14 protein-coding genes and 1 pseudogene are annotated in these 15,841 nt (G+C 40.9%); 6 read left to right on the top strand and 9 right to left on the bottom strand.

Features of this window, described 5'->3' with window-relative positions:
* Positions 1-617: 617 nt before the first annotated feature.
* Entirely contained in the window at positions 618-815 is a 198-nt protein-coding gene (locus V7K41_RS13065) for an NblA/ycf18 family protein (RefSeq protein ID WP_041565841.1), read from the top strand.
* Positions 816-1,299: 484 nt separating this feature from the next.
* Here the strand turns inward: V7K41_RS13065 and V7K41_RS13060 are convergent, their stop codons facing one another.
* The 4 genes from V7K41_RS13060 to V7K41_RS13045 form a co-directional block, all read right to left on the bottom strand.
* Positions 1,300-2,850 (bottom strand): serine/threonine protein kinase, encoded by a 1,551-nt coding sequence (locus tag V7K41_RS13060; protein ID WP_334848707.1) that lies wholly within the window; start codon positions 2,848-2,850, stop codon positions 1,300-1,302.
* 659 nt (positions 2,851-3,509) lie between these two features.
* The gene (locus V7K41_RS13055; protein WP_334848705.1) at positions 3,510-4,523 is read right to left on the bottom strand and encodes a glycosyltransferase family 2 protein; all 1,014 of its coding nucleotides are present in this window, start codon (positions 4,521-4,523) and stop codon (positions 3,510-3,512) included.
* A gap of 226 nt (positions 4,524-4,749) precedes the next feature.
* Positions 4,750-5,196, bottom strand: coding sequence for a hypothetical protein (locus V7K41_RS13050; protein WP_334848704.1), 447 nt, complete (start codon positions 5,194-5,196; stop codon positions 4,750-4,752).
* A 144-nt stretch (positions 5,197-5,340) separates the two neighbouring features.
* Positions 5,341-6,594, bottom strand: a complete 1,254-nt coding sequence (locus V7K41_RS13045) for an anhydro-N-acetylmuramic acid kinase (protein WP_334848702.1) — start codon at positions 6,592-6,594, stop codon at positions 5,341-5,343.
* 495 nt (positions 6,595-7,089) lie between these two features.
* On the opposite strand from V7K41_RS13045, the gene V7K41_RS13040 reads away from it, so the two are divergent.
* Both V7K41_RS13040 and V7K41_RS13035 read left to right on the top strand, forming a co-directional pair.
* On the top strand, positions 7,090-7,854 hold the full coding sequence (locus V7K41_RS13040; RefSeq protein ID WP_334848700.1) for an Npun_F0296 family exosortase-dependent surface protein: 765 nt from the start codon (positions 7,090-7,092) through the stop codon (positions 7,852-7,854).
* Between the two features lie 378 nt (positions 7,855-8,232).
* Positions 8,233-9,435 (top strand): argininosuccinate synthase, encoded by a 1,203-nt coding sequence (locus V7K41_RS13035; protein ID WP_334848697.1) that lies wholly within the window; start codon positions 8,233-8,235, stop codon positions 9,433-9,435.
* Positions 9,436-9,548: 113 nt separating this feature from the next.
* On the opposite strand, the gene V7K41_RS13030 is transcribed toward V7K41_RS13035, so the two are convergent.
* On the bottom strand, positions 9,549-10,178 hold the full coding sequence (locus V7K41_RS13030) for a DedA family protein (protein ID WP_292859430.1): 630 nt from the start codon (positions 10,176-10,178) through the stop codon (positions 9,549-9,551).
* A gap of 486 nt (positions 10,179-10,664) precedes the next feature.
* Between V7K41_RS13030 and V7K41_RS13025 the strand changes: the two genes are divergently transcribed.
* Complete coding sequence (locus V7K41_RS13025; RefSeq protein WP_292859427.1) at positions 10,665-11,018, top strand: STAS domain-containing protein; 354 nt, start codon at positions 10,665-10,667, stop codon at positions 11,016-11,018.
* Between the two features lie 483 nt (positions 11,019-11,501).
* On the opposite strand, the gene V7K41_RS13020 is transcribed toward V7K41_RS13025, so the two are convergent.
* Entirely contained in the window at positions 11,502-12,062 is a 561-nt protein-coding gene (locus tag V7K41_RS13020) for an Npun_F5560 family protein (RefSeq protein WP_334848695.1), read from the bottom strand.
* A 211-nt stretch (positions 12,063-12,273) separates the two neighbouring features.
* Positions 12,274-12,630, bottom strand: a complete 357-nt coding sequence (gene rpsF, locus V7K41_RS13015) for a 30S ribosomal protein S6 (protein WP_334848693.1) — start codon at positions 12,628-12,630, stop codon at positions 12,274-12,276.
* A gap of 380 nt (positions 12,631-13,010) precedes the next feature.
* Between rpsF and V7K41_RS13010 the strand changes: the two genes are divergently transcribed.
* Positions 13,011-13,784, top strand: coding sequence for a fumarylacetoacetate hydrolase family protein (locus V7K41_RS13010; protein ID WP_334848692.1), 774 nt, complete (start codon positions 13,011-13,013; stop codon positions 13,782-13,784).
* A gap of 3 nt (positions 13,785-13,787) precedes the next feature.
* Here V7K41_RS13010 and V7K41_RS13005 read toward each other — a convergent pair whose 3' ends face one another.
* On the bottom strand, positions 13,788-14,264 hold the full coding sequence (locus tag V7K41_RS13005) for a Tic20 family protein (RefSeq protein ID WP_292779056.1): 477 nt from the start codon (positions 14,262-14,264) through the stop codon (positions 13,788-13,790).
* An 81-nt stretch (positions 14,265-14,345) separates the two neighbouring features.
* Positions 14,346-14,543, bottom strand: coding sequence for a hypothetical protein (locus V7K41_RS13000; RefSeq protein ID WP_094348028.1), 198 nt, complete (start codon positions 14,541-14,543; stop codon positions 14,346-14,348).
* 603 nt (positions 14,544-15,146) lie between these two features.
* Between V7K41_RS13000 and V7K41_RS12995 the strand changes: the two are divergent.
* A pseudogene (locus V7K41_RS12995) lies at positions 15,147-15,841 on the top strand (hypothetical protein); the annotation flags it as partial.

The following is a 15,841-nucleotide window of genomic DNA, read 5'->3' as shown; positions in this document are numbered from 1 at the left end:
AGGACAAAGAACAAAGGACAAATCTGGTAAATATACTCAGTAATTTGTTCAGCGTGAGCATTTTTCCTTTTTACAATTTGATACAAATATTTTTAGCCTCTAAAATTACCTAAAGAGGCTAAATTTGTATAAATTGGTAAATTGACATCTTGCACGTAATAAGGTAGAGCGACTATAATTCACGCTTATTACCATCAATCCCCCAGCCTCTTTAAAACCTCTGCCCTCCGAAGCTTCCTCCATGCTTGGGGAGACAGCATTTTAGGCTTTTTAAACAGAAAGACTAAGACGGGTTTTGCATAGCACCAGATATTCTTTTTAAAGGAAATTTGTGCAAAGCAAGAAGGATTTAGGGAAGTAGTTATACCTATCTAAAACCAAATAGAGCTTATTTTCCGGAATATGGTTCAGTTAACTTGGGTGGTATATCAGTAGGATTAGGTGCAAGATATCAAAGCAGAAAAAGTCCACACTTTGGATGTGGGCAATCTGTCAAACAATTGTTATCTTTCGTAATACGGAGGAACAAATGTTGGACAGATAAGAGTCCAAATATTATCCCATTTGGACTTCTGTGGGCGATATCACCTTTACGCTTTGTTTTTTCGGAGTTAATTATGAATCAACCAATGAAACTATCCTTGGAACAGCAATTCAGTATTTGCTCATTTGCTACTCAGGTGCAGAATATGAGCCACGATCAAGCTAAAGACTTTTTAGTCAAGCTCTATGAGCAAATGGTAGTACGCGAGGCAACTTATCAAGAGCTTCTTAAGCACCAGTGGGGCTTAGATTCCGGTTCCACTATGGCATAGAATTGTTCTAATGTTGCAGTGGGCGACCTCCTTCTCTTGCTTGGTTCCAAGGAGGAAAAGAGCTGGGGATGTCGGGGCGTCAACTTCGATAAATAATTCCACAAGAGTGGTACAAAAGTTTAATTCCCGAAATTAATTAAGAATGAGTAAACATTGTCTACGGCATATTTGCTGGAGTCTAGACTTAACTTTAGCTAGTTTTGTAGGCTAAATCTGTTGTTTGCTTTAGCCAAACCTCTTTTTGTTTCGTCTAGTCTGAGAATCTTACCTGCATAAATTTACAATCTACTGGAATATTTGCACAGGTCGATACAGGTAGATTCAGAGAGAATTTGGATACCACTGCTTTAGCAGCTAGTGATTTCACTCTTTATACATATAACTAGAACTTACATCTTTATATATATTTTGTTTATAAAACGTTACATTCTTTGAGTGACGACCTTTTATTTCCATATAAAACACGTAACATTAACAACTATGCCTAGCTGGAAAGATCGTATGGAGAATCTGTATCAATACTTTCCAGTTTTGTTATAATTTGAGGTTTAATCTTTTCGTACTCGTTTTTGAGTAAACTTTTACTGATTTGCGGGTCGGTAGAGGACATCAACGTATTGCTCATTGCGACCCACTCTTGCAGTCGTTGGCGCTGGGCAGAAGCGACGCTAGAAAGTAAGATGTGGGTACAGGGATTTGGTGCTTCTCGTGCAAAGAATAACAGGCGGTAATAACCTGTGTGCTGTAGTAACCGGGCAATTTCTTGACCAAGGCTGGTTTTGAGATCGAGGTAATAAGGCAACCATTTAGCACCATGCTTGCGGTTGTAGATGACAGTAATCCATAACAGCATTGGATGGGGGATAGAGATGAACAGAAATTGGTTATAGCGGGTACAGAGTAAGCGTTTTTGAATTTCCTCTTGCGGTAGCATCACCCACAAAGCTGGTAAAACCTCCCCATTGGCATGAATGGGCTGGGGAAACACAATATCGGCAATTGGTTTATTTTGGGGCCAGGAAATGGCACGAGCAATTTCATCGTTTGACCAGGATACTCGCAAATCGGCTTTGGTCTTTTGTTCGATCTCAGTGCTAGCTGTAGTCGTAGGAACTAGGGCATGGTCGACTTGCTGAATTTTGCGATGCTCAGGCTTTTCTAAAGATGCTAAAACTTTGAGGATTTCAGCAATAGTTTGGGGGCGATCGCGTGCTACTTTAGCTAGACAACTCATCACCAAATTTTCGATTTCTTTTGGTAGTTCTAATCCAGGCGCAACCTCAGCAAAAGAACGTGGTTTTTGATAGTGATGTGTTTTATACCACGCACCAAAAGAGTGAGTTGGTGCCACTAGTGGCATTTTGCCTGTGAGCATCTCAAACATCATGACGCCCAAACTATAAATATCAGCACGGTTGTCTAATTCCTTACCCTCCATCTGTTCGGGAGAAGAATAAGCCAATGTCCCCAAATAAAATTTTGTATGGTCGCCATCTGACTGTAATAACTTAGCAATACCAAAATCTAGAACCTTGACCAATTCTCCAAAACTGGGATCTTGAATCACCAGCATATTGCTTGGCTTAACATCACGATGGATAATTGGGCAAATAGTGCCATCAACCGGGATGCCATCATGGGCACACTGTAACCCCAGGCTGAGTTGACGCGCCATACTGAGAAATCTTACTAAAGACAATCGTTGCTTGCGAATAATATTGTTCAGGCTTTGTCCTTGTAAGTATTCCATGACGTAGAATGGGATGTTATTGTCATCTACCCCATAGTCCATAACTCGGACAATATGGATACTTTTTTGCCCTAGTAAAGCACAGGTTTTTGCTTCTCGCTCAAAGCGGTCTTGCAATCGCATCTTTTCATTTTGGATTGATAGAGCTAGAAACTTAACTGCAACAGGTACACCTCCCAACAATATATCTTTAGCACGATAAACCCGACCCATTGCTCCAGTACCGATTAACTCTTGGAGTTGGTAGCGTTTGCTGAGTAAGCGACCAATGTTGGGGTCTGACATAGAAAATTCGACTCCAAAAGCAGGTTGTAAGTGTTTAGGAGGACAAGTGCATTCAAACTGATATCTGATTATTGCGCCTAGAAATGACTTTTTATGCTTTTACTGCAAAACAGAAATGGAAGTCAAAAAGCAAAAAGCTTATAAGCTAGGCTTTTGTGTGATTTCCAATAGTTGGTCTATTTACGCGGTGCTGTACTAGCTTTTTCAGTCCTCTTTCAGAAGATTGAAACCACGATCTGACCGTTTGCAATCAAGATGGTTATTGCAACTGATGCAACATACCAAATCAAACAAGCATAAAGAGTAGATTTATAATGACGCTTTATACCATTTTGCACTTTAATTGTGGTGTAGTTTTAGTTTGCCCAATTTTGACTAATGCGCTATCACTCTTGGTGTCTCCCCAACTCTTGGAGACGTTGCTTTGTGTTGGGAGAAGACGGCACTAGTTTGGCTACATGAAACTTTATCTGCCTTTGTAGGTTAACAAACCCTTAAATTGGCATTATTCCACGGAGGTAGACTTGAGTTTGTGTAATAGCGAATTATATTCGCCCAATACTTCTAAAACATTTTCTGATTACCTAACAATATTTTTAACCTTCAAGCTCATTATTACTATGTAAAAATGGATGATTTATTGATAAAACTGTAATAGTCTAAGAGGTAGTTTTTCGTTTTCTCTGTTGGTTAGGATATATATCAAAACTTGATTTATTATTCATCACATAGTATTGAATTCGACGCTCAACGATTCCATGAAATCGGGACATAAAATCATAAAAGAAGCCCGGATATTTCCTAATTTCTGTGAATGCTGTTAACAATTTTCCTTGTTTGATAGGTTCTACAACTTTAAAATAAGCTAGATTTTTATTAAAGACTGAAAGATTATAAGATAGAGCACGCATTAGAGCCGGATTATTTTTTACAACGTCTTGTTGCATGAAATATTTAGCAGCTTTGCAAGATTGATTTAGACGTGGTAATTGGCTTTGATATACAAGAGAACCGGGGCGTGAACGGTAGAAATAATAGGGTTTTGGTTCAATAAAAAACCTAGCTCCTTTAATTAAGCATTTCATATCAAGCCAAAAATCTTGACCCATCCTGATTTCATCATCGTACTCAATGCCGTGCTTAACCAGAAATTCTCGTTTGAATAGAGGTTTGCTTAAGCCAAGATGCAATCCTGCTTCCCCAAAGACATCAGTTTCTACAAAATAAACGATATCAATTTGGATAATTTTATTTACAAGTTCTCCACTTTCTTGAATCAATGTACTCCAAGGAGATGTTGCACCGTCTTTGATAAAATAAACATCATCAGCAATCATGTCTGCATTTATTTTATTTGCCAGAGACACAAGCTTTTCCAATCTTTCTGGAGCATACCAATCATCTGAATCAAGTACAGCAATCCATTCTCCTTGAGCTGCTCTAAAGGCGCGATTTCGTGCAACCGCTGCTCCAAGATTTTGCTGATTAACTATCACTTTAAGACGTTGATCGGTGAAACTTTTAGCGACTTCTACAGTTTTATCACTTGAGCCATCATCGACCATGATAACTTCAATGTCAGTCAGTGTTTGCTCTAAAGCTGACTCTATTGCCTTCCCAATATAAGTTTCAGTATTGTAAGCAGGGATAATAACGGAGACTTTAGGATTCACGAAGCTGAACTCCTGATTACACGATTAGGTAAAATACTAAAATCCTGACAATAATTTGATCGTTTCTTTTTTACTATACAACTCAGTAGGTCAGTGACAATAAACGAGGAGTAGTTAAAGTTGGGCAGGAGATATTAGGTGTTGGGAAACCAGTGCGTTGCCAGAGTTTTTTTGAACGGCGGTTTTTGGCTTAGAAGAACAGCAAAGCGGTGAGACAGGGCTGCTTTTAAGCTGACTGACGCTCTAGGCTAGCTTCCATTGTGTTAGTTAAAAAATGACCAGCTAAAATACCACTACTGAGGTAATATGTATCTTGCGAAATCCGGTGTAGGGTTTCAAAGCCACTACGACGCTGACGATCGCCTATTACCCAGTAACGCTGTACGATAGTATCCAGACCAATCCAGCCTTCGCCTTCAACCTGCCCCAAAATATTATGTTGTAGTAAAAAAGTATACTGACGCTCTCCATCATGCAACCGTCCCTTATATTGCAGAGAGATTTCAGAGCGATCGCTACCTGGGAATATCAGTTTTGTGGCCATAGTAAACCAGTTATCTCGATTCCAAGCTACCAAGGTCATACCCTTGACGCTAATTGGCATACCATTGCGTTCCAGCCAATTTCCTTCCATTACCCAGCGTCCTGGTTCCAATAAAAAAGTATGAGCCACCTTTTATTCCTTGTCTTGCTCGAGTGCCGCCAAAACTACAGTTATAGCAGTGCTAAGTTGCCAGTGCTCAGTTGCGTTAGCGATAGCGGGGCGTTTAGCCCCTGAAGAATGAAAAAATTTTTTATCTTGTTTATTGTTCTTGACTCAAGACTGACCTTGGTGAATTTCTCCCAAAAGTACTTCTTGAGGTGCACCTGTAGCAGTGGGTAGGTTGCCAGGAATACCCAAATGTCGCCAGTAGGCTAAAACTGCAAAAGCGATCGCTTCTTTAAAATCTGCACTCAAGCCGACTTCATCTGTAGTCCAGACTGGTATTGATCCCAACAATAACTGTAATCTTTGTTTCAAATAGAGATTGCGACTACCACCACCACATAATAGTACCCGTTGTGGCATTTCTGGCAAAAAAGTGCGGTAACTATGAAAAATTGAAGCAGCTGTAAGTTCTGTGAGAGTTGCCAGAATGTCAGCTGGATTGAGTTGGTATGCTTGAGCATCTTTTAAACACTGATGCAGGTAAGTCACACCAAATAATTCGCGTCCAGTGGATTTGGGTGGCGGTAGATGAAAGTAGTCTTGGTTGAGCCATTGTTCTATTAATGGATGGCAAGGAATACCACTCGCAGCCCAATTGCCATTTTCATCATAAGTTTTAGCACCAGCGCTTAAATGCTCCACCGCTAGATCCAACAGACTATTTCCTGGGCCAGTATCCCAAGCGCGAATTTTTGAGAGCCAGTCTCCATGCCGAGGCGGAATATAAGCAACATTGCCAATACCACCAATGTTTTGAATACAACGTCCCTCCTGGGGATGACTGAGTAAATAAGCATCCACTCTGGGCACGAGAGGCGCACCATGACCACCTATAGCAATATCAGCAACGCGGAAGTTGCTCACAGTTGCAATGTTCGTAAGATGGGCAATTAATGCACCGCGTCCCAGCTGAAGACTGTAACCCAAGGAAATGCCCAGTACTGTTAGCGAATAGCTAGGGTTTAACCCGTGGGTAGTGAGCATTTCTCTCCCCCTGCTCCCCTGCTCCCCTGCTCCCTCTTTGGGTGGTCGATGATAAACCGTCTGACCGTGGGAGCCAATGAGAGTGGCTGGCTGATGACCAATTTGAATATTTTGGGCGGCTTGGGCAAAGACTTGAGCGATCGCATCATCTATTTCTGCTAATTCTGCCATTGAGATGGCAACGCCTGCACCAACTGCTAATATTCTTTCTCTAAGTTCGGCTGGATAAGGATATGTTGCCCCGGCTACCAACTCAACTTTGAGATCCAATTCTGTGCCGGAAATCTCTACCAACGCAGCGTCTATGCCATCTACGGATGTGCCACTAATTAAACCAATAACGCGAGTAGGGACAACAGCTTTTTCAGTTGGATGCATCGATCGAGATTCTTTTGTTGATTGCAAGAGTTTAGTTTAATTCATGTTACTAGCTATGTCAAAACACTCAGGTTGCATAGTTGACTACAGAAGTAAAAGTAAATAGAGCGAGGGAATAATGTCAAAACCAATAGCAATGACCACAAATCTCTTTCTATTTTTCAGCAAACAAAGAATTTTAAACAGTCTTGTTTTTTATCTTGATTGATCCTTAATCAGGACAACATCCGAAGATACAAATTCTTGATATATATGAGCTAACTTTAAAGCTTTTTTATCTTCAGATAAATAACAGATATTCTATCTACTTTTTCGGCAAGTGAAACTACTTATTTCTATTCTAGAATCAAGCAAGTACTTTACCAGATATAGCAATTTTTCAGTAAATATAAATCCAGTATTTTCATCCTATTCTTCCTGATATAAGACATTACATAATGAACTCAAATCGCACAGCGAATTTTTCAACAATTAAAAATACAGAATCTCAAAAGTATGTCTTTTACAAAAATTGCTTGTATCGCGGCTCTATCTTTATCTGCAATCTCCTCATTTATCTATGCAGGTTCTGCCCAGGCTATTTCCTTTCAAGTAACTACTGGCATTGCAGGCCCTAATGGAGAAACTGACCAAGGTGCTTTTTCTGAGTTTACTCAGCTTCCCGGTACTACAACTGTTAACTTCAATAATGGTCAAGCACCAACCACTGGTTTTGCTAAGTACTCATTTGAGAACAACAGTGGAAACAGCAGTGTTAGGTTAGATCAATGGGCACCCGCTGGGGCAAACGGTGAAGTCAATAATAATGGTAAGTATTTGGCAGTTTTCAACGGCGATCAAGTCACAATTAACCTTGCAAGTTCCCTCAATTATTTCGGTATTGACTGGGGAGCTATCAGTTCTGGTAACGTTTTTTCCTTCTACAATGGCGATAATCTGATCAAATCATTTACAACTGAAGATGTGAACCCAGTTGCTCCAATTCATGCGTCACAGCATGGCGGTCAAGGAAATGGCTACCTTCACTTCTACTCAGATAGTAGCAACGATATTTTCAACAAGATCGTCATTACCCAAGAAGGTGGTGGTGGATTTGAAAGCGATAACCATTCTTTCCATCTAGGAACTGACAAATTTACAGGTTTTGACCCTAAGTCTGTTCCTGAGCCTAGTGTTACCTTAGGTATGCTGGCTGTAGGTGGTATGTTTCTACGCAAGCGCAAGAATCAAAAGTTGCAAAGTGTAAGGCAATCTCATTAAATATGTCAATCTTGGCTCAGTAAGATTTTTCTGATTTTCTCTACACTCTAACCTTAGCCTGTATAAGGATTTCAAAACTAAGTTAATATTAAATACAAATTAGGGTGAGCTTACTTAGGTAAACTCGCCCTAATCCTTTTGCTATTTACGATCGAACCTTCTTCTACGATCGATGCTACGCATAGCAAGCTGGAGAAAAATTTTCTTTTTCTATACTCAATAACTGCTTAGAGCTTAACCGAACTGGATTAAGAGTGAACTATAATTTTGACTCCTAACTCCTAAATCCCCTTATAGGTTGTTGCATGAATAAAATATACATGGATTAGTTTAGATATAATAATGACTCATTCTTTGTTGTCCTAACTGGAGAAATTAATGGGTCGCGCCAAAAAGGTTGTCCTGGCATATTCTGGCGGAGTGGATACCTCAGTTTGCATCCCCTACCTCAAACAGGAGTGGGGTGTGGAAGAGGTGATTACCCTAGCAGCAGATTTAGGTCAGGGAGATGAATTAGAGCCAATCAGAGAAAAAGCCCTGAAATCGGGTGCAAGTGAATCCTTAGTGGCGGATGTCAAAGACAGCTTCGTTAAAGATTACGCCTTTGGAGCGATTCAAGCCAACGCCCTTTATGAAAATCGTTATCCTCTAGGAACCGCCCTGGCTCGTCCACTGATTGCCAAGGTATTAGTAGAAACAGCCGAAAAATATGGTGCTGATGCGATCGCTCACGGTTGCACCGGCAAAGGCAACGATCAGGTTCGCTTTGATGTCTCTGTCACCGCCTTAAACCCCAACCTAAAGATCCTCGCACCAGCCAGAGAATGGGGGATGAGTCGTGAGGAAACGATCGCTTATGGGGAAAGGTTTGGTATTCCCTCACCAGTCAAAAAATCTTCTCCCTATAGTATTGACAAGAATTTGCTTGGTCGTAGTATTGAAGCTGGTTTACTCGAAGATCCTTCATTTGAGCCACCAGAAGAAATTTATGAGATGACCAAAGCGATCGCTCACACTCCCAACGAGCCAGAGTACATCGAAATTGGTTTCCACGGTGGTATTCCCACAACCCTCAACGGTATAGCCAAAAAGCCAGTTGAGCTAATTGAAGAACTCAATCAAGCGGTAGGAAATCACGGCATCGGACGGATCGATATGATTGAAAATCGTCTGGTGGGGATCAAATCGCGGGAAATCTACGAATCACCCGCGATGTTGGTGCTAATTCAGGCACATAGAGATTTAGAAAGCTTGACCTTAACGGCAGATGTTACCCATTACAAGCGTGTGATTGAAGAAACTTACAGCCAAATTGTTTACAACGGTTTGTGGTACAGTCCACTCAAAGTTGCACTCGATGCCTTTATTCAAAAGACACAAGAGCAAGTTTCTGGAACTCTGCGAGTGAAGTTGTTCAAGGGTAACTCTACGATAGTTGGGCGTTCTAGCGATAATTCTCTCTATACTCCCGATTTGGCAACCTACGGAGCCGAAGACAAATTTGATCATAAAGCCGCTGAAGGCTTTATCTACGTTTGGGGGCTACCGACTCGCATTTGGTCAAAGCAGATTAGGGGTTAAGAGTTAAGAGTTAGGAGTTAGGAGTTAAAAAAGCAAAATAGAAAAGTAAAAGTTAAAAAATTCACTTTTTACTTTACTCCTCACTCCTCACTGCACTAGTTTTTATGCTTGACTTACTCTTCTGCTGCACCTTTAACCTGGCGAGACTCCAGCCACAGGGGCACAAAAATTAAGGCAGCGAGGATTAATAACGCTGCGATCGCAAATTGACCCACCCAAGCAACCAATTGTTCTAAAGAGACTATTTTGCCAGCAAAAAAAGCTAATGTCACCATCAAGCTAGCCCAAGCAACTGCTCCTAACAAGTTGTATAAAAAGAATTTTCCAAAGGGCATTTCAGCTATACCAGCTAGTGGTGCAGCAAAAACTCGTAACAATGCCAAAAAACGCCCAAAAAACACCCCTTTAGCAGCATTTTGACTAAATTGATCTTTAATACTTAGCAGCCGCACTTCAGAAATCCGAAATATGCTGCCAACTTTTACCAGAAAAGCCCAACCGCTAACTCTACCAATCCAATAGCCACAAATACCACCAATGACAGCACCCATGATTGCGTCACCGAGAACCAGCCAGAAATTTAGTTCATCGCTGCCAGCTAAAAACCCGCCTACTAAGGTCACGGTTTCACCAGGAAGGGGAATGCCTAAATTTTCTAGCAAAATTCCGAAAAAAATTGCCCAATACCCGTAATTATGAGCAACTTTCTGGATATTTTCTAGTGAAATCAGCTCTAAAGACATTCCGCACCGCCGTCTTTACAAATTTTTACTTTTACTATATTTTTGCTTGTTTTTGGGTGGGGTGTCAATCAAACTAATACATAGAGTCATTAAGTCATTAGTTTAATACTGAATAACCCATAGCTTCTAGTCTATGGTAACTGTTAACTTTTGAATATTTTTGGAATATGTACCATATTGCTTACCATATATTGATATTTTTTTGAAAAAAGATTAAAAATTTTATAGAAAATTTATAAATATCCGTTGAAATTGTGAAAATCTTGTAAAAGATACGGTTGATACCGAAATTGTTAGGCGCTTATGCCTATATTGATGAAAGTTATCACAAATTATACGACATGAATACTGAAATAATCTCTCTCAACTGTAGGACTGCAATTGCCCAAATATCTGGGTAAAAGAGTCATTTCACTGTTGAAAGAGAAGAAGTATTGATGTCTTTTTCAATTTTTTGTCAAGTGTTCCAATTACCCTGTTAAATTCATGGCTTTCACACAAGAACTTCAAGTGATTTTGTTTAAACCCCAAGGAAGCATAGATTTGGAAGGCGGTAAGGCTTTGAGCGAACAGATGGCTGGAGTAGTTCCTCAAGCTTATCAACTCTGGGTTATCGACCTAGCAGAGGTTAACTTCATGGACAGCTCTGGGTTAGTTCCTTTAGTAAAAGGGTTAAAAGCTGCACGTCAGAGTGGTTGCCGCTTGGTTCTATGCAACGTACAAGCTCCTGTACGGTTGATTTTGGAACTTACCCAACTCGATACAGTGTTTGAAATTTTTCACACTTACCAAGATATTTTTACCAACGTCAAAGATAACAGTCTGATGCTAGCAGACTAACTAATAAATCTACCTAAAGAAGGATGGCGGAGTCAAGCAATATTTGCATTTTTTCACATTCTCTTAAGATAACAGTCTGGTGCTAGCAGGCTGATCTTCTTTCTTGTTTAGAGAAGAATGTTAAGGGAAACTCATGACTTTGAGATGGGTAGTATAAATTACAGATGAATGAATCTGCTTATTGGAAGTCATCTACCTAAAGCAGTAAAGTTCAGAAATGACTAAAATTGGTCAAAGCAAATGCAACTGTTTGTGACACTCCCCAGCCTTTTAAAGACAGGGTTTTTCAAATTCCTCTAAGCTAATTGTTTTGTATGCGGCGTAACTAGTGAAAGGAAGCAGGAGGTAAGAAAGGTTAGAATCCCAGCTTTTACGTTATTTCTAACTTTATAGTTATTTTTGCCTTGATCTACTACTTGGATGCCTCCAAGATGCTTTGATGCACCAATTTCTTACCTCTTAGATTCCACCATAATGGTAATTTTAGGCATTCTGGGGAGTCGAAATATTAGTTTGTTCGGATGCTGGGCGGGAAAAATTTGGTAAATCAATACCGCTATGACTAGCATTGCGAGTTTTTAGTGCTAAACGGTAACTCACGCTTTGCAGTTCTGCTTGCAGTTGGCGATTTTCCCGTTGTAGCATTGCTACCTTTTCTCTGACTGGCGTCATCCGCTCTTCAAACTTCCGACGGTAAATTTGAGGCAACTCTTGTACTACTTGCTCCAACATCCGAGTGCGATCGGTAAGTTCTTGAACTGACTGTCGCAATTGGTAAATTTCAGAGTCACGAGTTGTAATTTGCTCTTGGTAGAACGCCACCTGCTGTTCCACAGCTTGAAGTTGTTCTTGTAAAGCGTGTAACTGGGTCAGATCGCGCTCAACTTCCGGCTGCTGGGGCATAAAACTAGTGTTACCCTTTACCAGGCGGAAAAGTTCTTGAGATAGTTGTTGCACTAATTGATCGCGAAGTTGCAACTCCTGGCGTAGCTGCGATACTTCCGTCGAGAGAACTTGAATATTCGGTGTATCAGATTGGCTCACAGTAGCTTAAAGCTCCCATTCAGAATCTTGTCCACTCTTAGGTATAACTGCGGGAGTACTACCTTTGGCAAGTATTTGTTAATTTAACATTCCCAAATAAGTCACAAAAAAAGAAAAAGACAAAATTTTATTGAATGGGAGTGGGGATTGGACTATTCATTTTCTTTCCTAGTCTCTAGTTACTAGTTCCTAGTCCCCAGTCCTTAGTCTCTTAGACTGTTGCAGTTGCAGCTACTTTAGTGGGCTTTTCCTTTTCCTCTTTAGGGGGTTTTTCTTCTTCAATTTCCTGCTTAATTGTTAAATAGCGAATCACTTCTTCACTTAAGCGCATGGCGCGTTCAAAGGGGGCGATCGCAGTTGCAGGCGCGCTGTAGTTTAACTGGATGTAGATGCCATCCCGGTGTTTTTTGATTTCGTAAGCCAGACGGCGCTTACCACGATTTTGAATTTGGATCTCCTCAGCACCTTGATCGCGAAGCAAATTCTGATATTTAGTAACTGCTTGCTCTACCTGTTCCTCTCCCAGGTCAGGACGGAGGATGTACATTGTTTCGTAATTTGTAGTCATATTTTTCAGTTTCCTCATGGACAAAAGTGGCTGCTGATATTAATTTATACCTGATTTTTATTTAAAATGCCAGTATTAATCAACATCTGAAGCAACAAGGAACTATAATCTTACCAGTTTTCAATTTGAATCATTAGCCAAATCGCCGAAGTTTGGATTTTTTGGATGTCCCTAATGAAAACTAGGTTGGGAGGCAAGCCTGATATTTCTTTAACAAGATCGATCGAGCTATCAGCTTCGCTAAGGGGTATCTTTCTTTAAGGGCATCTTATAGCGATCGCTTTTTTGCTCAAGGCTGAATCGGTTCGCTAAACAGCGAACTGAGATTGCTACCTGCTCACAGCAACTAAAAAGCAGAAAAAAGGATATTCATCAAGGTTATGGCGCAGCGCTACGTGCGAATTCAAAATCCAGAAGGACAGATTTACTATGGGTTACTACAGCTATCCCTGAACGTACAGGTGCTAGATGCTCCACCCTGGTTACAAGGACAACCCACTGATTTAACTTTGACACCAGAAAATTACCAAATTCTGGCTCCCTGCGCTCCCTCAAAAATTGTGGCGGTAGGTAAGAATTATGCAGATCATGCAGCCGAAATGGGAACTCCAGTACCTTCTGAGCCATTAATCTTTCTTAAGCCACCTACGTCGATCATTCCATCTGAGAGGGAAATTAAGTATCCTCCCCAGTCACAAAGAATTGACTATGAAGGAGAGTTAGCTCTAGTGATTGGCGATTACGCCTTTGAATGTACGCCAGAGGTAGCCCAAACCAAAATTTGGGGCTATACCATCGCCAATGACGTAACAGCGCGGGATTTACAAAAACAGGATGGTCAATGGACGCGAGCCAAAGGTTTTGATACTTTCTGTCCCTTGGGCCCTTGGATTGTACGGGAATTAAATCCAGGAGCGAGATTGCAGACTTTTGTCAATGACGACGCTAATCCAGTTCAATCTAGCTGTATTGATCGGATGGTGTTTTCCCCCGATGTTTTAGTTTCTTATATCAGTCAAGTGATGACGCTACTACCTGGTGATTTGGTGCTTACAGGTACGCCGGAGGGTGTAAGTGCTTTGCATCCAGGCGATCGCGTCCGCGTAGAAATTGAAGGTATCGGTCGCCTGGAAAACACCGTAGCGACCCGTTAACCTCTAACGCACTTGCATATACACTGCATCGGAAATCGCTGGAATTTCTGCATAACGTCCGCTTACAGACTGGATGACTGAATATGCGACTGCTCCCACTATGCCGATAAAAATGGTTGTGGATAGGGTTTGGATGGCAAAACCACCGGAGGGAACTAGTCCCACAACATCAGTTAGGATGCTAAACAAAAAGATAATGATGTCCAAAAGGATTGCTTGCATGGTGTTGAAACGAATAAAGTGACTAATTTTTTCGTTTCTTACTACCAGCAAAAATAAAGCAAAGAAAATAATCATTCCTGCATAACGCACGCCGTAATAAATTCTCAACAATGGCAGAAGCGGTAGAAACAGTAGTTGTAATGGTGGAAACTCCAAGAGCAAATATCTACCAAATACAAAAACTTCAATTAAAGGAAGCAAATAAGGCAAGGAAGCAAAAATTCGATCTGAAACTGTTGTAGACCCGCGCCAAGACATTATGCGTTCTCCTGTCGTTAAATTTTAATAGTTACTTGAGCTTAGGATAACGCAGTTGCTAGGTCTTGCTGAGAAATTCAACTATTCTATATGGGCGATGCGAAAGCCCATCATACATTCATATTGGTCTGGCTGCTGTTGAGTAAGTTTGCGAATGGCTTGACCACACCGCAGTTGACCCCCACGCCAACGGGGTTGACCGCTCCCGTCAGCGAGTAAACAAGACTGGCAAACTTGCTCAGGGGCAAGGATTTGCTCGTCCATTAAAATGACTAGCATCGAATCCCTCCTGTAAATCTTCATTGTCAACCCACATTTCACTCAAGGGAAGACGTGTTTTGTAGCGGTTCAAAGAGCCACTTCAGATAGATTGGATGCGTTTTGCGTGGTTAAGTGTTGTGATTTGCAATCTCGCTTTGCGACTAACTTGGGCGATCGCAGAGGACACTTAAGAACCACATCCTACCTCTTTGTAGCAAAAATGTGGGCAATTACGATTCAATAACAATTCTCAAGTGAATTTTAATTTATTGTACGTTGTGTCTATTACAAAGTGGAAATTTTAGTAAAAAATAATACAAAAATTTTTGCACCAAGTTGAGCAAAGACAACTAACGGTATCCATTGCATTCCTGTTAATTTAGCACTAGGATGTGTCAAACTTAATATTCATAAAACAACAAAAGCTTTACGCACAAGCAACACGGCGACTTATTGAAATTCCCTTGAGGTGAGTAGTTAAAGTGTGAGAAGTCAAGTCAGTAAAACTGAGTTAACTTGATAGCCATTTAAGTGAGGCATTTCTAAAATACTGAGGTAAACTTGCTAGCAAGTTAATCCACAATATTACTCAACGGCTCGTCGGTTTGGGCATCACTTACAATGGAACACTGGCAATTTCTGATACAGAAACAAGGCGCTCGCTCGTGGCATATCCTAGAATCGCCAAATTTGGAAATTTTGGAAGGACAGTATAGAGTTTTGGCTCGTTCTAACCTTCTTAATACAGACGTGGAAGTGCGGGTAACTCACTCTTCAACTGAGGAAGTTCAACCAACGCGGCGAATTTTTAAGCGATCGCGTCGCACTAATTCAGAAGGCTTAATGCCGATAATTCCTTTTACCTACTTCCAACCGGGAATTTGGGAGTTGCGGTGTTCTGGCGATTTGATGTCGGATCTGCTCGGTAAATCTTGGGAATACAGCGTGCAAGTGCAGATATTCTCGCTGTTAGCAGAGAGAGAGCCGAGGAAAAACTTAGAATCAAGTTCATCCGACGATCGCCCAGATAATGTTTCTGACAACTTGGAATGTAATGCCCCAGCAGAAACTGCAATTACGTTATTTACGTTTGAGAAAGCGATCGCAGTTTCCGAAGAACTGGCAATTACTACAAATAGCAACCTTGTTCCCACTGTTGCACCAGATGAAGGGAACTTGGAATCTAATGCCCCAGCAGAAACTTTAATTGAGCTAGAGAATGCGATCGCAGTTTCTGAAGAACTAGCAATTACAGACAGCAATCTTGCTACTACCACTGTTGTGTCAGATGAAGGGAATTTGGAATCTAATGCCCC

The organism is Nostoc sp. (assembly GCF_036917415.1).
GTDB lineage: Bacteria > Cyanobacteriota > Cyanobacteriia > Cyanobacteriales > Nostocaceae > Nostoc.
The sequence above is the reverse complement of the archived record's forward strand: the minus strand, read 5'-3'. Positions and strand labels throughout refer to the sequence as shown.